The sequence below is a fragment of the Yersinia sp. IP36721 genome (genome assembly GCF_003634395.1).
GTDB classification, from domain to species: Bacteria; Pseudomonadota; Gammaproteobacteria; order Enterobacterales; family Enterobacteriaceae; genus Yersinia; species Yersinia entomophaga.
The window spans coordinates 36,285-55,624 of record NZ_QCZL01000015.1 but is presented as its reverse complement, the minus strand read 5'-3'; the positions used below and the strand labels follow the sequence as shown (position 1 = coordinate 55,624).

Below are 19,340 nucleotides of genomic sequence, written 5' to 3'. Positions count from 1 at the left end.
TAAAGCCCCATACAAAAAGGGCGATTACCCCCCTTCCGGCTGTGCGCTTACGCATGAAATGTTATGATGGCACCAAATAATGTGTAGGGCATTGTGCCCAACCAAGCAGATTAATAAGGGTGAACCTGATGATTATCGTCACTGGCGGCGCCGGTTTTATTGGCAGCAACATCGTTAAGGCACTGAATGATATAGGATATAAAGATATTCTAGTGGTAGATAACCTGAAAGACGGCACTAAGTTCGTCAATCTGGTCGATCTGGACATCGCGGATTACATGGATAAAGAAGATTTTGTCGCTAGCATTGTTGCCGGTGATGATATGGGCGATATCGACGCCATCTTCCATGAAGGCGCTTGCTCCTCTACCACCGAGTGGGATGGCAAGTACATGATGGATAACAACTATCAGTACTCCAAAGACATTCTGCATTTCTGTCTGGATCGCGGTATTCCATTCCTGTATGCCTCTTCAGCTGCAACTTACGGTGGCCGAACCGATAATTTCATTGAAGATCGCCAATATGAGCAGCCACTGAACGTTTACGGCTACTCAAAATTCCTGTTCGATCAATATGTTCGTGAAATTCTGCCGCAGGCGGATTCACAAATTTGTGGCTTCCGCTATTTCAACGTCTACGGACCGCGCGAAGGCCATAAAGGCAGCATGGCGAGCGTTGCTTTCCACCTGAACAATCAAATCAACGCTGGTGAAGCACCTAAACTGTTCGCTGGCAGCGAGAACTTTAAACGCGATTTCATCTATGTCGGTGACGTAGCTGCGGTCAATCTGTGGTTCTGGCAGAACGGCGTTTCCGGTATTTTCAACTGCGGAACTGGCCGTGCCGAATCCTTCCAGGCAGTGGCGGACGCCGTGGTGGAATACCATCAGAGCGGGCCAGTGGAATACATTCCATTCCCGGAAAAACTGAAAGGTCGCTATCAGGCATTCACTCAGGCCGACCTGACCAACCTACGCGCAGCCGGTTATGACAAACCGTTCAAAACCGTCGCCGAAGGGGTAAAAGAGTATCTGGGCTGGTTAAATCGCCCTATTTAAGTCATTCGCTGCAAGGAATTGATAACGGTATGAGAATACTGGTCATCGGCCCTTCTTGGGTTGGCGATATGATGATGTCGCAAAGTTTGTACCGCACCCTGAAGGCCGAATATCCGGCAGCAGAGATTGATGTGATGGCACCCGCGTGGTGCCGTCCACTTCTGGCCAGAATGCCAGAGGTGCGCCGCGCTATCCCAATGCCGCTCGGTCACGGGGTATTTAATCTGGAAGGCCGTCGCCGTTTGGGTATCGCTTTGCGCGAGGAAGCCTATGATCGCGCCTATGTCTTACCCAATTCGTTCAAATCTGCGTTAATACCCTACTTTTCCGGTATTCGTCAGCGTACAGGCTGGCGCGGTGAAATGCGTTATTTCCTGCTCAACGATATGCGCATTCTGGATAAACAGGCTTTCCCGCTGATGGTTCAGCGTTATGTTGCGCTGGCTTACGATAAGTCGCGAATTACTTCCGAAGCCGATCTGCCGCAGCCCATTCTCTGGCCACAGTTACAGGTGCAGGATGAAGAAATTGCGGAAACCACCGCCGCTTTTAATCTCAGCGATAATCGGCCAATCATCGGTTTTTGTCCCGGTGCCGAATTTGGCCCAGCCAAACGTTGGCCGCACTACCATTACGCCACTTTGGCACAAAAACTCATTGATGACGGTTATCAAATCACCCTGTTTGGTTCTGAAAAAGACCATAAAGCGGGAGAAGATATTCGTCAGGCACTTCAGGCAGAAAGTCGCGATTTCTGCCTGAATCTGGCTGGGCAAACGACGCTGGATCAAGCGGTAATACTGATTGCCGCCTGTAGCGCCGTGGTGAGCAACGATTCCGGCCTGATGCACGTTGCCGCCGCGTTGAACAAACCTTTGGTGGCCTTATATGGCCCAAGCAGCCCAGCCTTCACACCGCCACTTTCAGATAAAGCGACGGTTATTCGTTTGATTACCGGCTACCACAAAGTGCGCAAAGGAGATGCCGATCAAGGCTACCACCAAAGCCTGATCGACATTCAGCCAGAGCAGGTTTTGGCCGCACTACAGCTGCAGTTGGCAACACAGTCTTCAACGGTAAATGAGGCGCACTGATGCACGTATTGATCATTAAAACCTCATCGATGGGTGACGTTTTGCATACGTTACCCGCTCTGACCGATGCAATGAGCGCCATTCCCGGAATCCGTTTCGATTGGGTGGTAGAAGAAGGGTTTACTCAGATTCCCAGTTGGCATCCGGCGGTGGATAAAGTGATTCCGGTGGCCATTCGCCGCTGGCGCAAAAACTGGTTTGGTAGTGATACACGGCAAGAACGCTGTGACTTCAAACGAATCGTGCAAGAGCGCAGCTATGATTTGGTGATCGATGCTCAGGGCCTGATAAAAAGCGCGGCGCTCATCACCCGCATTGCCAAGGGCACCCGACACGGCCCAGATTGCAAAAGCGCCCGGGAACCCTTCGCCAGTTGGTTTTATAACTGCCGTCATGAAATAGACAAGCAGCTACATGCCGTTGAGCGTACTCGCCAGCTCTTTGCTAAAAGTCTGGGTTATACCAAGCCGGAAACCGTCGGTGATTACGCTATCGCTCAGCGTTTCCTCAGCCAGTTACCGCCAGACGCTGGGCAATATCTGGTTTTCCTACATGCGACGACCCGTGACAGTAAGCACTGGCCGGAAAGCCATTGGCGTCAGTTAATTCAGTTGGTTCAACCTACTGGGCTGAAAATTAAACTGCCGTGGGGCGCAGAGCATGAATATCAACGCGCAGTGCGTCTGGCCGATAATTTCCCTCACGTGGAAGTGCTGCCAAAACTGAGTTTACAGCAAGTTGCCGAGGTATTAGCCGGTGCCAAAGCTGTGGTTTCCGTTGATACCGGGCTAAGTCATCTAACGGCAGCGTTAGCGCGGCCTAACATCACGCTGTTTGGCCCAACCGATCCCGGATTAATTGGCGGTTATGGTGAAAATCAGGTATCCGTTATCTCTAAAGAGAAAAGCATGGATACCATTCAAGCCAAAATTATCATGGCAGAATTGGATAAAATCATCGTCTAAGTGACCGAATCCCCTCATCTGCGCAGCCTCTCTCGCTGCGCAGTTTTCTCTTAACTCTCACTGATTACCCTTTATCAGACGAATATTTTGCCGCTCGCTTCGCTGCGGAAAACATTAATAATATGCTGTTAGTTTTTACCGTGATAATTAACTATTACATGCATGAGAAAATGATATTTAAGTAAGAATAAGTCATTTATCCGCAGCGATATTCCGGCGATTAACGAAAGTAATTAAAGGAAATCTCTAATAAAGGCGATCATCTTCATAACGACCAATGGGTTAAGCAATGTCATGAAGCACTCAGATATTTTATCTCTCTGTAATACGGATATTTTCAGGTTAATAGATAAAAAATAATCACCAATAAACTTCTCACTCTTATATGCTGTTTTTCGCCTTTTTACTGTAATCAGTCTTATTCTCGATAAGATAAAAATACCCGTTCAAACCAGGGAACGGGTTCGGTTTTTATACTGATTAATATATGAGCGGGTAAAATAGATCGGCGCTAGCCACCATTGGACATTACATAACCGGAAGAGAGCCTTTCTTCAGCAGTTATGGTATTATTCTGAATAACTCATATAAATGAATTTGATAGAATGTTGCTGCGTTTATATCAGGTACTCCTCTACCTAATCCAACCTTTGATTTGGCTGCGATTGTTGCTACGTAGCCGTAAAGCCCCTGCTTACCGTAAGCGCTGGGGAGAACGTTATGGTTTCTGTGCCGGTAAAGTGGTCTCTGGCGGCATTATGCTGCATTCCGTTTCTGTCGGTGAAACTCTCGCGGCTATTCCGTTGGTTAGAGCTTTACGCCACCGCTATCCCTCATTGCCGATTACGGTAACGACCATGACGCCAACCGGTTCTGAGCGAGTGCAATCTGCCTTTGGCAAAGACGTTCATCACGTTTATCTCCCTTATGATCTTCCCGGTTCCGTAAATCGTTTTCTCGATCAGGTTAATCCTAAGCTGGTTATCATCATGGAAACCGAGCTATGGCCAAACCTGATTAATGCGCTGCACCACCGTAAAATTCCATTAGTTATCGCCAATGCGCGACTTTCTGCACGTTCAGCCGCAGGTTACAAAAAGATTGGCGGTTTTATTCGCAATATATTGCGACGTATCACGCTGATTGCCGCGCAGAATCAGGAAGATGGTGAGCGTTTTATCGAATTGGGTCTGAAACGATCTCAGTTGACCATTACTGGCAGCCTTAAGTTTGATATTTCGGTCACACCAGAACTGGCCGCACGAGCAATAACCCTACGCCGCCAGTGGGCTGCCCATCGCCCTGTGTGGATTGCAACCAGCACCCACGACGGCGAAGAAGCCATTTTGCTGGAAGCTCATCGTCAATTGTTATTACAGTATCCAACCCTATTATTGATTCTGGTGCCACGTCATCCAGAACGTTTCCCGAAAGCGATTGAACTGACCCAAAAGGCCGGATTCAGCTACACCTTACGCAGCGGTGGCGAAGTGCCATCCAGCAGCACTCAGGTGGTGATCGGCGATACCATGGGTGAACTTATGCTTTTATATGGAATTGCCGATATGGCATTTGTCGGCGGTAGCCTGATAGAACGCGGTGGGCACAACCCACTCGAAGCCGCTGCCCACGCGATTCCAGTGATGATGGGGCCACATACTTTCAATTTCAAAGATATCTGTGCCAAGCTTGAGCAGGCCGAAGGGCTCATCACCGTCACCGATGCAGCCTCGCTGGTGAAGGAAATTAGCGTACTGCTCACCGACGAAGATTGCCGCCTCTACTATGGCCGCCATGCGGTTGAGGTTCTGCATGAGAACCAAGGGGCATTGCAGCGATTATTGCATCTGTTGGAACCTTATTTGCCGCCGCGGAGCCACTAATGAGCGCCAAAAAACGTCTGTCTGTGGTGATGATCACCAAGAATGAAGCGGATCTGCTCCCAGAATGCCTGGACTCCATTTCCTGGGCTGATGAGGTTGTCGTTTTAGATTCTGGCAGTGAAGACGACACTTTGGATTTAGCTCGTCAATACGGCGCGCAGGTATACAGTAACGTTCAGTGGCAAGGTTTTGGCAAACAGCGGCAGCGAGCGCAGCAATACGCTACCGGTGACTACATTTTGATGATCGATGCCGATGAGCGCGTCACACCTGAATTAAAAGCCTCTATCGACGTGGTATTAGCGTCTCCGGATGATGATGCCGTGTATAGCTGCGGCCGCAGAAATCTGTTTTTGGGGCGTTTTATGCGCCATAGCGGCTGGTATCCGGATCGGGTGACGCGTCTGTATGCTCATCATCGATATCAATATAACGATAACCTGGTGCATGAATCTGTTGATGCCGGAAATGCGAAAGTTATTCCGCTGAAAGGGGATTTACTGCACTTAACCTGTCGTGATTTTTTTGCTTTTCAGCGTAAACAACTCAGCTACGCCGAGGCTTGGGCTACACAACGCCACCAACAAGGTAAAAGCTGTAGTTATTTCTCTATTCTTAGCCATACTCTCGGCGCTTTTTGCAAGACCTGGCTGTTCCGCGCCGGATTTTTGGATGGTAAACAAGGGTTATTGCTGGCCGTAGTTAATGCGCAATATACTTTCAATAAATACGCCGCCCTGTGGGCACTCAACCAAAAATAACGCAAAAGCGAGACGCCATGATCACCAGAGCCATTTATCCGGGCACCTTTGATCCTATGACCAACGGTCATCTGGATTTAGTCACTCGTGCGTCTTCCATGTTTGGCCATGTCATTTTGGCCATTGCCGATAGTTCACATAAAAAACCGATGTTCACACTGGATGAGCGCGTTGCATTAGCCAGCGAAGTGACAGCGCATTTGACCAACGTGGAAGTGATCGGTTTTAGCGAATTGATGGCAACCTTCGCCCAGCAGCATAAAGCGAATATTCTGGTTCGGGGTTTGCGCTCGGTATCGGATTTCGAATATGAATGGCAGTTAGCGAATATGAATCGTCATTTGATGCCTACGCTGGAAAGCGTATTTTTACTGCCATCAGAGAAATGGTCATTCATTTCCTCTTCGTTAGTAAAAGAAGTGGCGCGTCACGGCGGCGATATCACACCATTCCTTCCCGCGCCAATTACCAAGGCTTTACTGGATAAACTCTGAGTTTACCTCTGATTTAATGCTGGCAGTGACGGCAGAAAAACGTGCTGCGCTGCCCATGTTTCGCACTTTCAATCAGATGACCACAGCGCCTGCACGGCTCACCGGCTCGACCATAAACCTGTAATTCCTGCGCAAAGTACCCCGGTTTGCCATCCGACTGCAAAAAATCACGTAGCGTTGTGCCGCCCTGCTCGATAGCGCGCAGCAATACCATTTTGATAGTTGCAACTAATAATCCGACTTCTGCTTCAGTTAGCGAACCCGCTGGGCGATCGGGAGCAATACCGGCGACGAACAGCGATTCACTGGCATAGATATTCCCCACACCCACCACAACTTTATTATCCATAATCCACTGTTTAACCAAGGTTCGCTTATTGCGAGACAGGTTAAACAGGTAGGAAGCGCTAAATTCATCGCTTAACGGCTCAGGGCCGAGATGAGCCAGCACGTTGCTGGTTGCCAAATCCGAAGCCCATAGCCATGCACCAAAGCGGCGCGGGTCGGTATAGCGTAATATTTTGCCGTTACTGATCACCAAATCCACATGGTCATGTTTTTCTGCCTCGGTTTCCTCCGGCAAAATCCGCAAACTGCCTGACATACCCAAATGAATGATAATCCAGCCTTTTGGCAATTCCAGTAACAGATATTTGGCACGGCGTTGCACACTCAGTACCGGTTGATCGCTCAGAGCCAGTATTTCATCTGAAACCGGCCAGCGCAGACGGGAATTTCTGACGATGGCATATTGAATGCTGTGGCCGACCAGGTAGGGTTCAATCCCACGTCGACTGGTTTCAACTTCTGGTAATTCAGGCATTTAACCTCCGATTCAACGTGTTTACCGACCTTTATATAACAAAAAACCCGGCCGAAGCCGGGTTTTTTATTAATCCACTAAAATTATTTAATTTTAGCTTCTTTGTAGATCACGTGTTGACGGACAACTGGATCGAATTTCTTCAGTTCCAATTTTTCCGGCTTAGTACGCTTGTTCTTCGTGGTGGTATAGAAGTGACCAGTACCAGCAGAAGAAACCAGCTTGATCTTCTCGCGAACACCTTTAGCCATGATTCAGTTCCTTAATACTTCTCACCGCGGGCACGAAGTTCGGCCAAGACCGTTTCGATACCCTTCTTATCAATAACACGCATACCTTTAGCAGATACACGCAGAGTTACAAAGCGCTTCTCGCCCTCAACCCAAAAACGGTGAGAGTGCAGGTTCGGCAGAAAACGGCGTTTGGTCGCGTTCATTGCGTGGGAACGGTTGTTACCGCTCACCGGGCGCTTGCCAGTAACTTGGCAGACTCGGGACATGTCTATTCTCCAAAAATCAAATCAGCTCGAGCTTCGTATAGGGTATGGCCGCCTCGTCAGGCTTTAGAGCCCATCTCAGCAAATTCACTGAGAAGACTCAATGTCATCAGGTCAGAAACCCCTGTCACCAGGTATAAACCTGCTGAGATAGGCTCTTCACGCCAAACCCAAGATTCTCAAAGGTGGCGTAGTATACGCTCTGAAGCGTAAGTGCTCAAGTCCCGAACAGCTAAAGATCCCGAAAGGATCGAGAAAATATCTCTAAATCCAGCCTCGTTCAGCAAAAGAGACACATTCGCCACGGCCAACCACTAAATGGTCGAGCACCCTAATATCTAATAATGAGCAGGCTTTTACCACCTGCGCAGTGATTAAACGGTCGGCTTGGCTCGGTTCAGCCTTCCCCGACGGGTGATTATGCGCCAGAATCAACGCAACAGCATTAACCTTTAGCGCTTCACGCACAATTTCCCGTGGATGGACCTCTACGCTGGTGATGGTACCAGTAAACATCTCCTCATGGCGAATAACACGATGCTGGTTATCCAAAAACATCACTAAAAATATTTCCCGCTCACGTTCTGACAGCAAATTTTGCAGGTATTTTTGCGTCATTCGCGGATTTAACATCGCATTCTCTTTAGTCATATGGTCAGAAAAACATCTGGTGGCCAATTCGGAAATGGCATGAATCTGACTATATTTAGATTTTCCCATGCCTTTTTGTGCACAAAGCGTCGGATAATCCGCCGACATCAAACGATATAGAGAGCCAAATTCGGCAATTAGGTGCTCCGCCATCGCCATCACATGCAGACCCGGAATGCCCGTTCGTAAAAATATGGCCAGCAATTCAGCATCACTTAACGCCTCAGCGCCATACTTCAGTAATTTTTCTCTGGGTCCATCCCCTTTCAGCCATAGTTCCATCCTAGAACTCCCCTATTCTCAATGCCGGAGTATCATGCCATGGCCGGATTATCCTCACGACAAGCATCAATAAATCCTGCGTGACGCCACGCAAATTTCAGATTGATCGCTAACCTACGTTGCCCCCTATAGCAAAACTGCCGATGGGTTATGCTAAAATATCGCCTCTTTCGGCTTTCATTCGGACAATCATGATGACGGGACTTTCCGGCAAACATATTGTGCTCGGTATCAGTGGTGGCATAGCCGCCTACAAATGTCCCGAGCTAGTACGCCGCTTACGCGATAAAGGCGCAGACGTGCGGGTAGTGATGACAACGGCTGCCAAAGCCTTTATCACTCCGCTAACCTTGCAGGCCGTTTCGGGATATCCCGTCTCTGATGATTTGCTCGATCCTGCCGCAGAAGCCGCTATGGGCCATATCGAGCTGGGGAAATGGGCCGATCTGGTCATCATCGCTCCGGCCACCGCCGATTTACTGGCTAGAGTGGCTGCAGGCATGGCCAACGACCTGCTGACAACGCTTTGTCTGGCAACCGCAGCCCCAGTTGCCGCCGTTCCCGCAATGAATCAGCAGATGTACCGCGCGAGCGCTACACAGGCCAACCTGCAAACGCTGGGAAGCCGTGGCGTTTTGCTTTGGGGACCGGACAGCGGTAGTCAGGCCTGTGGCGATATCGGCCCTGGCCGCATGCTTGACCCATTGGAAATCGTGGCATTGGCGGAAAATCATTTTTCTGTAAAACAAGATCTGCAACATCTTCATGTCATGGTGACCGCCGGTCCTACTCGTGAAGCGCTGGATCCGGTACGTTTTATCAGTAACCACAGTTCAGGGAAAATGGGGTTCGCCATCGCTCAGGCGGCAGCGCAGCGCGGCGCTCACGTCACTTTAGTCGCTGGGCCGGTCAATCTGCCAACGCCTGCCGGAGTCACGCGCATTGATGTGATTAGCGCTCTTGAAATGCAAAGCGCCGTTCAGCAAGCCGCCCCTCATCAGAATATTTTTATTTCCTGTGCGGCCGTAGCGGATTACCGGGCGGAACAGGTTGCTGATGAAAAAATAAAAAAACAGGGTGATGAAATCACGCTGAAAATGGTGAAGAATCCAGATATTGTTGCTGGCGTCGCCGCAATGACGAAAAAACGTCCATTTGTCGTCGGGTTTGCTGCCGAAACCCAGAATGTGGAAGAATATGCGCGACAAAAACTGGTGCGGAAGAATCTGGACCTGATTTGCGCCAATGATGTTTCGCTCGCAGAGCATGGTTTTAATAGTGATACCAATGCATTGCACCTTTTTTGGCCGAACGGAGAGAAACGCTTGCCCCACAGCGATAAATCCCTGCTTGGTCAGCGTTTAATAGACGAGATTGTCAGCCGTTATGATGAAAAAAATCGACGTTAAAATTCTGAATCCACGTATTGGCACCGAATTTCCATTGCCGACCTACGCCACACCTGGCTCAGCTGGCTTGGATCTACGTGCCTGCCTGGATAGCGCAGTAGACCTGGCTCCGGGGCAAACGACTCTGCTGCCAACCGGTCTGGCTATCCACATTGGCGATACTGGTCTGGCGGCGGTAATTCTGCCGCGCTCAGGTTTAGGCCATAAGCACGGCGTGGTGTTAGGTAATCTGGTCGGCTTGATCGACTCCGATTATCAGGGGCAACTGATGGTTTCCGTGTGGAACCGTGGCCAGCAGTCTTTCACTATCGAACCGGGCGAACGTATTGCCCAGATGGTGTTTGTGCCTGTAGTACAAGCCGAGTTCAATCTGGTCGAAGATTTTGACCTCAGCGAACGCGGCACCGGTGGTTTTGGTCATTCTGGACGCCAATAACCTACCCTAAACCTCGATACCGTAAAAAAGCTATCACATAAGCCGCCTGGGCATTGTATCCAGCGCGGCCGGTGTTCAGGTTTTTGTTAATTAAGTCATTTTTAGCAAGGGTCTAATCGGACATGGCAGAGAAAGAAAATACGAAAAGGAATCGGCGCGAGGAAATATTGCAAGCTTTGGCGCAAATGCTGGAATCCAGCGATGGCAGCCAGCGGATCACCACCGCGAAGCTTGCCGCCAACGTTGGTGTTTCTGAGGCTGCGCTATATCGGCATTTCCCCAGCAAAACCAAGATGTTCGATAGCCTGATCGAGTTTATTGAAGATAGTCTTATGTCCCGCATTAATTTAATTCTGCAAGACGAAAAAGAAACTTTTAATCGTCTCAGGCTTATTCTATTGCTGGTTCTTGGGTTTGCCGAACGCAATCCAGGGCTAACCCGAATTATGACCGGACATGCTTTGATGTTTGAGCAGGATCGTTTACAGGGCCGGATTAATCAGCTATTTGAACGTATTGAAGCTCAGCTACGTCAGGTATTACGAGAAAGAAAGCTACGGGAAGGTCAGGGCTTTGCACATGATGAAACCCTGCTGGCGACGCAATTGCTGGCTTTTTGTGAAGGGATGCTGTCTCGCTTTGTTCGCTCCGAATTCCGCTATTTGCCAACGCAAGAGTTCGATGCCCGCTGGCCGCTAGTGATGGCGCAATTACAATAGGTGACGGCCAATAGTCAGTCACCGCAAAAAGTAAAAAGGGCCAATTGGCCCTTTCGTCTTTGCACTTTGTTTTCAGCAAAATGGCTTAAACGCCGTAATTCTCGCGATAAACACGAACCGCGGCCAGATGATCGGCCATTTCCGGTTTTTCTTCCAGATAGGTAATCAAATCATTCAAAGTCACGATAGAAATGACTTTGCAGTGATAATCCCGTTCCACTTCCTGAATAGCTGAAATTTCACCGCGGCCACGTTCCTGACGGTCTAACGAAATCATCACGCCCGCCAGAGAAGCGCCCTGCGCGCCGATAATCTCCATGGACTCACGAATAGCGGTACCCGCGGTAATCACATCATCAACCAGCATCACACGCCCTTGTAACGGGCTTCCCACCAGGCTGCCACCTTCACCGTGATCTTTCGCTTCCTTACGATTAAAGCAGTAAGGAACATCGCGCTGATGGTGTTCTGCCAATGCTACCGCCGTTGTGGTAGCAATAGGAATCCCCTTGTACGCAGGGCCAAACAGCAGATCAAACTCTACGCCACAATCCATCAGGGCTGCCGCATAAAAACGCCCCAATAACGCCAGATCCAGCCCGGTGTTAAACAGTCCTGCATTAAAGAAGTAAGGACTGATCCGCCCTGACTTCAGGGTAAACTCGCCGAACTTCAAAACCTGTTTGTTAAGCGCAAACTCAATAAAATCGCGCTGATAGGCTTTCATTGGTGTATCTCCTTTCCAGATTAGTGACTGCTGTGGTCAGTTACCGCATCTATCCTCGATAAAATGCTCTCAGGCAACCGGGTATAAAAAAGGCGACTATCAGGTCGCCTTTATAAAAATTATTGTTCCAACGCCGCTTTCTGCGCCTGGAAGATGGTTTCTATTCCTCCCCGCGCCAAAGCCAGCAACGCCAGCAACTCTTCATGGCTGAACGGTTCGCCTTCTGCGGTGCCTTGCACCTCAATCATTCGACCATCTTCCATCATCACCACGTTCATATCGGTTTCTGCTGCAGAATCTTCCACATATTCCAAATCGCACAGGGCCTCACCTTTTACGATACCGACAGAGACAGCGGCGACCAGCCCTTTCATCGGGTTAGCTTTCAGTTTACCTTTGGCAACCAATGCATTAAGCGCATCAGCCAGTGCCACACAGGCACCGGAGATAGACGCAGTACGAGTGCCACCGTCAGCCTGAATCACGTCGCAGTCTAAAGTGATGGTGAATTCACCCAGTTTTTTCAGATCTACCGCCGCACGCAGTGAGCGGGCGATCAGACGCTGGATTTCCAATGTACGGCCACCCTGCTTGCCTTTAGCGGCTTCGCGCGGGTTACGGCTATGCGTTGCACGCGGCAACATACCGTATTCAGCGGTGATCCACCCTTGTCCCTGCCCTTTAAGAAAACGCGGTACGCCTTCTTCAACGGTCGCGGTGCACAATACTTTGGTATCGCCAAACTCAACCAACACGGAACCTTCAGCGTGTTTCGTGTAATTACGGGTCAGGGTTAATGGACGTACTTGTTCTAGTGCTCGGCCTGCTGGGCGCATGGGAATTCTCCGGCGTTAAATCGATATTGGTCGCGCATTATACGGCCTTAGTGATGTAATGCCTATCCTGCCTGAGGCTGCGAGGCTATAATCCCTGCATCTTTTCTTTGAAACGGGTACGCAACGATGATCCGCAGCATGACCGCCTACGCCCGGCGTGATATTAAGGGTGAATGGGGCAGCGCAGCCTGGGAGCTGCGTTCCGTTAACCAACGTTATCTAGAAACCTACATTCGCCTGCCAGAACAGTTCCGCAGTCTGGAACCGGTCATTCGCGAGCGTATTCGCTCCCGTCTGACTCGAGGCAAAATTGAATGCCATCTGCGCTTCGAGATGGATCCTACAGCACAAAGCTCACTGATCCTGAACGAAAAACTGGCTAAACAACTGGTTGAAGCGGCGAACTGGGTCAAAATGCAAAGCGACGAAGGCGAAGTCAATCCGCTGGATGTGCTGCGCTGGCCGGGAGTGATGTCTGCTGAAGAACAGGATTTGGATGCTATTAGCACCGAACTGTTGCAAGCGCTGGATATTGCTCTCGATGACTTTATTGTTGCCCGCGAATCTGAAGGTGCAGCGCTGAAAGCCATGATTGAGCAGCGCCTGGATGGCGTAAGCGCGGAAGTGGTTAAAGTCCGAGCTCATATGCCAAACATCTTGCAGTGGCAGCGTGAGCGTCTGCTAAGCAAATTGGAAGAAGCACAGGTTCAACTGGAAAACACCCGTCTGGAGCAAGAGTTGGTGCTGATGGCGCAGCGTGTCGATGTCGCTGAAGAGCTGGATCGCCTGGAAGCTCACGTGAAAGAAACGCATAATATTCTAAAGAAGAAAGAGGCCGTTGGTCGCCGTCTTGATTTTATGATGCAAGAATTCAACCGTGAATCGAACACGCTAGCGTCAAAATCTATTAATGCGGAAGTCACCAATTCAGCAATTGAACTGAAAGTACTTATAGAGCAAATGCGCGAGCAGATTCAGAATATCGAGTAACTTCTCACCGCATGGCAAGATAATAGAAAGCCTCTAAAGCCCGTAATCTGGACTGACCCTATAAAAAGTTGGACAGTCCAGATTACGGGCTCATTAATATCCAGATTGACTTTATTCACCGATAAAACGTAAGTTCCAATTAAATACGCTGTAGTTAAACATGTAGCGTATGGCGACATACGTAATAATCAGGGTAGCGACGACAGCCTCAAAGGTAGCCAGATAATAAAGTTGGTAGCTGTAATCTTGTACTAATTCATACTTGCTCACCAAATCCGCTAATTTATATAACGCTGTCGCACCAATTGCCATTGGGAAGGTAAACGCAGCATAACCCGGGCTAAACGGCAATTTTAGTAAACGGAAGAATGACATGTAAATTACGCAAGTCATTAATATCGCAATACCGAACAGTAATGCACATACCAGTAAAGAAGGATTTGGCACTACGGTTAAATAACCTGCCAAACTAAGGCTCGCAGGAGCAGCCATAATCGCAATGGTTGGCTTCGCTGCATCCGGAACTTCGCGGCAGAACATAAAACGATAGATCATCAGCGGCAGCATACATGCGTAACTCAACATACCGATGACTAACAATAAATACGCAACACCCATAAAGGCCTGATTAGGCACCGCAACGTCAGCCACAATAATCCCAACGGGCGGAACAAACCAACTCGGCACCATATGATGCATTTCTATTTCTTGGATCCGATGATAAATAAATACCGCAAGAAAAATCAGGTGCACTACTACCGCCAGTGACCACAAGATCTCACCCGCCAACATACTCAAATTGCCCAAGGCTTTGGAAACCACCATACACCCCATGGTAAAGGTAGGAACCACGCTACCCACCACAGGATGTTTTAAATCTGATAATAAAACTCTGAAGTGAAAAATAAATTTACTGGCTACGGCAAGTAGCAGCACCGATGCGATTATCGCCCCGATATTTTGACCTAAACCGTTTAAGGGTAATGCATTTTCCAGGCACCAACCTATACTTGAAATACCCAGTGCCAGACCGGCGATAGGCGTCGGTAATCATCTGATTTTCCTATGTATAATTTCTAACATGTTACCGCCAAAACCATAATCTACGTAAATGAATAGGGCAAATATAGATACTCACCTTTGTTTAGGATATCCTTTTTTTATTGACTTAGCGTTTAGAAGAAATAAACAAATGGATATCACGTTGAAGCAATTGAAAGTTTTCCTAGCGGTAGCGCAAAGCGGCAATTTAACGGTCGCAGCCTCCCAATTGTTTATGACGAAAGGAGCTGTCTCTCAAACCTTGGCTGAGTTAGAAAAACGTCTGGGCCAAACCCTATTCGATCGTCACCACGCTCGTATATTTATTAATCCGGAGGGGGAAAAATTAATCTCAGTGGCTGATGAGCTGCTTTCAAGAATGAAAGACATCAATACATTATTTTCCGACAGCGCCAGCGTTCACAATTTATTTTTGGGTTGTAGTAAAACCATTGGCAGCTATATTTTGCCTGCACTTTTAGGTGAGTTTAGAAATAGCTATAACTGGTTGCCTAAAATAGCTATTGAAAACACTAACGATATTCTGAGTAAGTTACTCAAATTTGAAGTAGATTTGGCTATTCTTGAGGGAAATATCAATAATAAAGATATCTTGTCTACCCCATGGTTAACAGATGAAATGGTCGTTATCGCAACCAAAGATCACCCTCTCGCATCCGAAAAATCAGTCCCGTTCTCAGTATTGAGTCAGCAGTCATGGATATTGCGTGAGCAAGGTTCGGGTAGCCGCAGTTATTTTGAAAATCATCTGGCACCATTGTTATCGCAGCCGAAGGTCATTTTATCTTTGGATACTTTCGATTCAATTTTATTTTCTGTTCAACAAAATTTGGGAATCACCTACGCTTCCCGGCTTATCATCCAAAATCCTTTTTTTCACGACCATTTCTCAGTAATCAAAACAGAAACCCGTTTTTTCCGCTCGATAAGCCTCTGCCACCATCGACAAAAATATCTATCTAATGGTGCTCAACAGTGGATCAATTTTCTGATTCATGCAGGTAAACGACTTGAGTTTGCACGAAATAATCAGATAGAGAATTGATTATTAGTTATGTCCAAAACTGGATATAAAATAGCAAAAAATATTACCTGTATTCTCAAAATTCATAGGCCAGATAAGGGATATCCCATCTTCGGTAAGTCAGTAATATTCGAATTCTTTGGAAGATCTCGGTCAATTAGTTTGTTTATAAAAGCAGCATAATTAATAAATCAGCAACAAAAAAATGAACCAGTAGTATCTATGGCTAAATTAATAATCTTAATCGATATTAAATTTATCTTTAAGCCAAAAAGATCGTAGAATAATCTATAGAGAACCAATGGAAAAACCTGTCAAAAAGGCGTGTTTCAAACGCTGATTTATTGCTCTTTATTGCATTAGGATTTTAGGTAACCAAATAAAAAATAATGTTTTTCTCCAAGTATTCCTCCCAATCAATCTGTGTCAGTCTACAAATCCGTAGGCCTAAAGGCAATTCGTTCATTTACGGCTACTATTTATGGTCAGGCAGAGTAAGAAATTAAATAAACATTTTATTGGCTTGAGCCTAATCATCCTGCACTACTATTAATCAGTACGGCAGATTATCACTATGACAGGGCATGTCTTGGCGAAATGTATCTTTTCATACAGGTTGCTGTATCCAAGATGCATATGAACTTTTCGGGGTATCTCTCATGTTCGTAGATCAAGACACATCGATCCTGGACACTTACTTTGGCACCCATAGCCCCTATTGGCGCTTGGCTTTTGATAGCCAAGCCTTGGAACTCTCCGCCGTAAAAGGCACGACCAATATTGCCGTTCCTCTTGATTCACTTCAAACAGCGAAAGTCCGCGCACTGACAGCCATTACTTCCAGCCTGGAAATCAGTATTTCTATCTATGGCAATCCAGTTCATTTGCATCTGGTAGGACGAAAAATTAATGACAAGGAATGGGGAGGAACAGCTTCAGCATATTCAGATACTGAAGCTGTCGCGCGCGATCTGGTGATGGGATTGTCCTTTGCCGAACAAGTCGTTTCCGAAGCTAACTCGGTTATTGTCATTCTGGATAAAAATGGCTCCGTACAACGCTTTAATCGTTTGAGTGAAGAATACACTGGCAAAAAAGAACAAGACGTCATCGGTAAGAATGTTTTTGAATTATTTATGACACAGAAAGAAGGCGCATCCTCGCGTAAAAACATTGAAGGTTTTTTTAAAAGAGGTGCTTCTTATGAAGTGGAACGCTGGGTTAACACGGTAAAAGGAAAACGCCTGTTTCTTTTTCGTAATAAATTCGTGCACAGCGGCAGCGGTAAAAACGAACTTTATTTAATCTGCTCAGGTACAGATATTACTAAAGAGAGACGAGCACAGGAACGCCTGCGTGTGCTGGCGAATACCGATATGATTACCGGTTTGCCTAACCGCCACGCTATTCATGAGCGAATCAACAGTGCGATTCAAACTCGCGGAGACGACGCCGTAGGGATTATTTATCTTGATCTGGATAACTTCAAAAGAGTTAACGACCACTATGGCCATATGTTTGGCGATCGGCTGCTAAAAGATGTGTCACTTTCGATATTGAGCTGCTTGAAAGAAGATGAAATGCTCGCCCGTTTGGGGGGAGATGAGTTTATCGTTCTTATTGAAGATACGACGCTTTCTGCCCTCGAAAATGCCGCCCAACGTATTCTCGACCAAATGCGAGCCCCCTTCCGTATCGGATTGATTGAAGTTTATACCGGATGTTCCATTGGGATTGCGTTATGCCCACAGCATGGCGAAACGCTGGAAAATATCATCCGCAGCGCGGATACCGCGATGTACACGGCAAAAGAACTTGGCAAACGGACTTATTCTGTCTTTTCTCCGGAAATGAATAAGAAAGTGTCTGAATACATTTGGCTGGATACCAATCTGCGTAAAGGCCTGGAACAACATCAGCTTGTCGTATTTTATCAGCCAAAAATCTCAACTCGAACCGGTAAAGTCCTCAGCGTAGAAGCATTAGTTCGCTGGCGATCAACCGAGCGGGGTTTAGTTCCACCGCAAGAGTTTATCTCATATGCGGAAGAATCCGGTTTGATTGCTCCTTTGGGTCAATGGGTATTACAAACGGCTATGCAGCAAGCCGTTGACTGGCAAAAGAAAGGCATAGATTTAAGAATTGCAGTCAATGTTTCAGCCCGCCAGTTGGTGAATGAAGCGATTATTACCAGCTTTATTAAATCGCTGGAAACCTGTGAATTGACCTCCAGCTTAGTTGATGTCGAATTAACAGAAAGCTGTCTGATTGATGATGAAAATGCAGCGATTAACATTATCAAAAAGCTCAAAGAATTGGGTGCTGAAGTCCATCTGGATGATTTTGGTACCGGCTATTCTTCACTTTCCCAGTTAGCACGTATTCCTATTGATGCAATTAAATTAGATCAGAGCTTTGTGCGCGGAATAGATAAAAATCAGGTCGCGCAGTCTTTAGTTAAGGCAATCTCCGTTGTCGCCGAAACGCTCCAAATGCGAGTTATTGCAGAAGGCGTTGAAACAATAGAGGAAGAGAATTTCCTAGATTTGTTGAGCATAGATGAAAAGCAGGGATTTCTTTATGCCAAGCCAATGCCCGCAGAAGAACTGGAGCATTGGCTGAGCAAACATACCCCGCACTTTCCAAGTAATTTAACGGGAAAAACCTAACCTAAATCGCTTTTGGCATGGTGGATGTACGCCGATCCTGTAGCATGACCAGGCGTTCAATATAAGCCAGATCTTTAGCTTCGATGGAGAAAACAGAGTCCACCCAATCTTCGGTTATATCCATCAATTCTGAACGCGTCAGCTGCAAAACGCGTTGGCGTGTTCGTATCATTGCGCGCATACCGTTTAATTTTGGTCGAATAGTATCAATGAAGGTGCGAGTAGCCATATAAGCATCCCCCGGCTGAAATAATTTATCCACCAATCCGCGACTTTCATACCATTCTGCCGCATGTGATTCCCCGCTCCAGATAAGCTCCTCGGCAACACGCATACCGGCTTTTCTAGCCACCAGCGAGTATCCTCCCATGCCTGGGAACAGATTAAAGGCTATTTCCGGAAACCCCATTCGGGCAGTGGTCTGCGCTAAAACAAAGTGATGTGCCAGCGCAGCTTCAAAACCACCACCTAAAGCGCTACCTTCAATCATGGCGATTGAGATTGCTCCGGTATCAAACCCGCGGGAGGCGGAATGAACGCAATCCACGCAGGCTCTAGCGTAAGCCATTAATGTTTCACGCTTGCGGTTTTTTATCATCTGAGCAAAGAAACTTAAATCACCTCCAACATTAAACATATGTGGAACAACCGAACCTGTAACCCAGAAGTCGATAGGCAGTTTTGACTCTTTTGCTGCCTGCGCCAGTGTCATAATATTTTCAATTAACTCAAGGTTAAAACACGGACGTGGATTCGCTCGTAACAGCATCCACATGGTATTTCGCTCTTCTTCATAATAAGCAGAGACTTGCGATAGATGCCCAGCTTCGGTAAATGGGCGGCAGCTTGGGAGATTAATCATTTTCATATATTCCATCCAATAAGTGATTTCAACACAGGTAAGCCTCTCGGCTAATTCAGCTTGCTTGAGGTCGATTTCCCCTCAAATAAGGCAAGC

At 47.4% G+C, this 19,340-nt stretch carries 20 protein-coding genes; 12 read left to right on the top strand and 8 right to left on the bottom strand.

Annotated elements, in window-relative coordinates:
- The first annotated feature begins 128 nt into the window (after positions 1-128).
- The 6 genes from rfaD to coaD all read left to right on the top strand — a co-directional run bounded on the left by rfaD (position 129) and on the right by coaD (position 6,258).
- Positions 129-1,061: an ADP-glyceromanno-heptose 6-epimerase gene (gene rfaD, locus DBA33_RS13285; RefSeq protein WP_064514596.1), complete on the top strand. Its 933-nt coding sequence runs from the start codon at positions 129-131 to the stop codon at positions 1,059-1,061.
- Between the two features lie 29 nt (positions 1,062-1,090).
- Positions 1,091-2,155 carry an ADP-heptose--LPS heptosyltransferase RfaF gene (gene rfaF / locus DBA33_RS13280; protein ID WP_064514598.1) on the top strand — a complete coding sequence of 355 codons (1,065 nt, stop codon included), beginning with the start codon at positions 1,091-1,093 and terminating at the stop codon, positions 2,153-2,155.
- Complete coding sequence (rfaC, locus tag DBA33_RS13275) at positions 2,155-3,120, top strand: lipopolysaccharide heptosyltransferase RfaC (protein ID WP_064514600.1); 966 nt, start codon at positions 2,155-2,157, stop codon at positions 3,118-3,120. The genes rfaF and rfaC overlap by 1 nt, the downstream gene beginning before the upstream one ends.
- A gap of 605 nt (positions 3,121-3,725) precedes the next feature.
- Complete coding sequence (waaA, locus tag DBA33_RS13270) at positions 3,726-5,003, top strand: lipid IV(A) 3-deoxy-D-manno-octulosonic acid transferase (protein ID WP_064514602.1); 1,278 nt, start codon at positions 3,726-3,728, stop codon at positions 5,001-5,003.
- On the top strand, positions 5,003-5,764 hold the full coding sequence (locus DBA33_RS13265) for a glycosyltransferase family 2 protein (RefSeq protein ID WP_120806616.1): 762 nt from the start codon (positions 5,003-5,005) through the stop codon (positions 5,762-5,764). The genes waaA and DBA33_RS13265 overlap by 1 nt, the downstream gene beginning before the upstream one ends.
- Before the next feature lie 17 nt (positions 5,765-5,781).
- Positions 5,782-6,258 carry a pantetheine-phosphate adenylyltransferase gene (gene coaD / locus DBA33_RS13260; RefSeq protein WP_064514607.1) on the top strand — a complete coding sequence of 159 codons (477 nt, stop codon included), beginning with the start codon at positions 5,782-5,784 and terminating at the stop codon, positions 6,256-6,258.
- A 13-nt stretch (positions 6,259-6,271) separates the two neighbouring features.
- On the opposite strand, the gene mutM is transcribed toward coaD, so the two are convergent.
- The 4 genes from mutM to radC all read right to left on the bottom strand — a co-directional run bounded on the left by mutM (position 6,272) and on the right by radC (position 8,510).
- Positions 6,272-7,081: a bifunctional DNA-formamidopyrimidine glycosylase/DNA-(apurinic or apyrimidinic site) lyase gene (gene mutM / locus DBA33_RS13255; RefSeq protein WP_120806615.1), complete on the bottom strand. Its 810-nt coding sequence runs from the start codon at positions 7,079-7,081 to the stop codon at positions 6,272-6,274.
- Between the two features lie 83 nt (positions 7,082-7,164).
- Positions 7,165-7,332: a 50S ribosomal protein L33 gene (gene rpmG, locus DBA33_RS13250; RefSeq protein WP_004392084.1), complete on the bottom strand. Its 168-nt coding sequence runs from the start codon at positions 7,330-7,332 to the stop codon at positions 7,165-7,167.
- An 11-nt stretch (positions 7,333-7,343) separates the two neighbouring features.
- The gene (gene rpmB / locus DBA33_RS13245; protein WP_032816691.1) at positions 7,344-7,580 is read right to left on the bottom strand and encodes a 50S ribosomal protein L28; all 237 of its coding nucleotides are present in this window, start codon (positions 7,578-7,580) and stop codon (positions 7,344-7,346) included.
- 261 nt (positions 7,581-7,841) lie between these two features.
- Positions 7,842-8,510, bottom strand: coding sequence for a DNA repair protein RadC (radC, locus tag DBA33_RS13235; RefSeq protein WP_064514612.1), 669 nt, complete (start codon positions 8,508-8,510; stop codon positions 7,842-7,844).
- 191 nt (positions 8,511-8,701) lie between these two features.
- On the opposite strand from radC, the gene coaBC reads away from it, so the two are divergent.
- From coaBC to slmA, 3 genes are all read left to right on the top strand, one after another.
- A complete protein-coding gene (gene coaBC / locus DBA33_RS13230; RefSeq protein WP_064514614.1) occupies positions 8,702-9,919 on the top strand; it encodes a bifunctional phosphopantothenoylcysteine decarboxylase/phosphopantothenate--cysteine ligase CoaBC in 1,218 nt (405 codons plus the stop codon).
- Positions 9,897-10,355 (top strand): dUTP diphosphatase, encoded by a 459-nt coding sequence (gene dut / locus DBA33_RS13225; RefSeq protein ID WP_064514616.1) that lies wholly within the window; start codon positions 9,897-9,899, stop codon positions 10,353-10,355. The genes coaBC and dut overlap by 23 nt, the downstream gene beginning before the upstream one ends.
- A 122-nt stretch (positions 10,356-10,477) precedes the next feature.
- Positions 10,478-11,074: a nucleoid occlusion factor SlmA gene (gene slmA, locus DBA33_RS13220; RefSeq protein ID WP_049601457.1), complete on the top strand. Its 597-nt coding sequence runs from the start codon at positions 10,478-10,480 to the stop codon at positions 11,072-11,074.
- Positions 11,075-11,159: 85 nt separating this feature from the next.
- Here the strand turns inward: slmA and pyrE are convergent, their stop codons facing one another.
- Together pyrE and rph are read right to left on the bottom strand one after the other, a co-directional pair.
- Positions 11,160-11,801, bottom strand: a complete 642-nt coding sequence (gene pyrE / locus DBA33_RS13215; protein ID WP_064514618.1) for an orotate phosphoribosyltransferase — start codon at positions 11,799-11,801, stop codon at positions 11,160-11,162.
- Positions 11,802-11,920: 119 nt separating this feature from the next.
- Complete coding sequence (gene rph / locus DBA33_RS13210) at positions 11,921-12,637, bottom strand: ribonuclease PH (protein ID WP_049601453.1); 717 nt, start codon at positions 12,635-12,637, stop codon at positions 11,921-11,923.
- A 126-nt stretch (positions 12,638-12,763) separates the two neighbouring features.
- Between rph and DBA33_RS13205 the strand changes: the two genes are divergently transcribed.
- Positions 12,764-13,627: a YicC/YloC family endoribonuclease gene (locus tag DBA33_RS13205; protein ID WP_120806613.1), complete on the top strand. Its 864-nt coding sequence runs from the start codon at positions 12,764-12,766 to the stop codon at positions 13,625-13,627.
- A 111-nt stretch (positions 13,628-13,738) separates the two neighbouring features.
- Here the strand turns inward: DBA33_RS13205 and DBA33_RS13200 are convergent, their stop codons facing one another.
- Positions 13,739-14,665 carry a TDT family transporter gene (locus tag DBA33_RS13200; RefSeq protein WP_120806612.1) on the bottom strand — a complete coding sequence of 309 codons (927 nt, stop codon included), beginning with the start codon at positions 14,663-14,665 and terminating at the stop codon, positions 13,739-13,741.
- Positions 14,666-14,819: 154 nt separating this feature from the next.
- On the opposite strand from DBA33_RS13200, the gene DBA33_RS13195 reads away from it, so the two are divergent.
- Both DBA33_RS13195 and pdeR read left to right on the top strand, forming a co-directional pair.
- Positions 14,820-15,734 carry a LysR substrate-binding domain-containing protein gene (locus tag DBA33_RS13195; protein ID WP_120806611.1) on the top strand — a complete coding sequence of 305 codons (915 nt, stop codon included), beginning with the start codon at positions 14,820-14,822 and terminating at the stop codon, positions 15,732-15,734.
- A 638-nt stretch (positions 15,735-16,372) separates the two neighbouring features.
- A complete protein-coding gene (gene pdeR / locus DBA33_RS13190) occupies positions 16,373-18,382 on the top strand; it encodes a cyclic di-GMP phosphodiesterase (protein ID WP_064514625.1) in 2,010 nt (669 codons plus the stop codon).
- Between the two features lies 1 nt (position 18,383).
- Here the strand turns inward: pdeR and DBA33_RS13185 are convergent, their stop codons facing one another.
- Positions 18,384-19,250, bottom strand: a complete 867-nt coding sequence (locus tag DBA33_RS13185; protein ID WP_064514627.1) for a crotonase/enoyl-CoA hydratase family protein — start codon at positions 19,248-19,250, stop codon at positions 18,384-18,386.
- Between the last annotated feature and the right edge of the window lie 90 nt (positions 19,251-19,340).

Excerpts from the sequence above, each read along its gene's own strand:
- coaBC (WP_064514614.1), top strand. The coding sequence starts at position 8,702 with ATGATGACGGGACTTTCCGGCAAACATATTGTGCTCGGTATCAGTGGT.
- DBA33_RS13205 (WP_120806613.1), top strand. The coding sequence starts at position 12,764 with ATGATCCGCAGCATGACCGCCTACGCCCGGCGTGATATTAAGGGTGAA.
- radC (WP_064514612.1), bottom strand. The coding sequence starts at position 8,510 with ATGGAACTATGGCTGAAAGGGGATGGACCCAGAGAAAAATTACTGAAG.
- pdeR (WP_064514625.1), top strand. The coding sequence starts at position 16,373 with ATGTTCGTAGATCAAGACACATCGATCCTGGACACTTACTTTGGCACC.
- mutM (WP_120806615.1), bottom strand. The coding sequence starts at position 7,081 with ATGCCTGAATTACCAGAAGTTGAAACCAGTCGACGTGGGATTGAACCC.
- rfaF (WP_064514598.1), top strand. The coding sequence starts at position 1,091 with ATGAGAATACTGGTCATCGGCCCTTCTTGGGTTGGCGATATGATGATG.
- DBA33_RS13195 (WP_120806611.1), top strand. The coding sequence starts at position 14,820 with ATGGATATCACGTTGAAGCAATTGAAAGTTTTCCTAGCGGTAGCGCAA.
- pyrE (WP_064514618.1), bottom strand. The coding sequence starts at position 11,801 with ATGAAAGCCTATCAGCGCGATTTTATTGAGTTTGCGCTTAACAAACAG.
- rpmG (WP_004392084.1), bottom strand. The coding sequence starts at position 7,332 with ATGGCTAAAGGTGTTCGCGAGAAGATCAAGCTGGTTTCTTCTGCTGGT.
- rpmB (WP_032816691.1), bottom strand. The coding sequence starts at position 7,580 with ATGTCCCGAGTCTGCCAAGTTACTGGCAAGCGCCCGGTGAGCGGTAAC.
- DBA33_RS13185 (WP_064514627.1), bottom strand. The coding sequence starts at position 19,250 with ATGAAAATGATTAATCTCCCAAGCTGCCGCCCATTTACCGAAGCTGGG.
- slmA (WP_049601457.1), top strand. The coding sequence starts at position 10,478 with ATGGCAGAGAAAGAAAATACGAAAAGGAATCGGCGCGAGGAAATATTG.
- coaD (WP_064514607.1), top strand. The coding sequence starts at position 5,782 with ATGATCACCAGAGCCATTTATCCGGGCACCTTTGATCCTATGACCAAC.
- rfaC (WP_064514600.1), top strand. The coding sequence starts at position 2,155 with ATGCACGTATTGATCATTAAAACCTCATCGATGGGTGACGTTTTGCAT.
- DBA33_RS13265 (WP_120806616.1), top strand. The coding sequence starts at position 5,003 with ATGAGCGCCAAAAAACGTCTGTCTGTGGTGATGATCACCAAGAATGAA.
- waaA (WP_064514602.1), top strand. The coding sequence starts at position 3,726 with ATGTTGCTGCGTTTATATCAGGTACTCCTCTACCTAATCCAACCTTTG.
- rfaD (WP_064514596.1), top strand. The coding sequence starts at position 129 with ATGATTATCGTCACTGGCGGCGCCGGTTTTATTGGCAGCAACATCGTT.
- dut (WP_064514616.1), top strand. The coding sequence starts at position 9,897 with ATGATGAAAAAAATCGACGTTAAAATTCTGAATCCACGTATTGGCACC.
- rph (WP_049601453.1), bottom strand. The coding sequence starts at position 12,637 with ATGCGCCCAGCAGGCCGAGCACTAGAACAAGTACGTCCATTAACCCTG.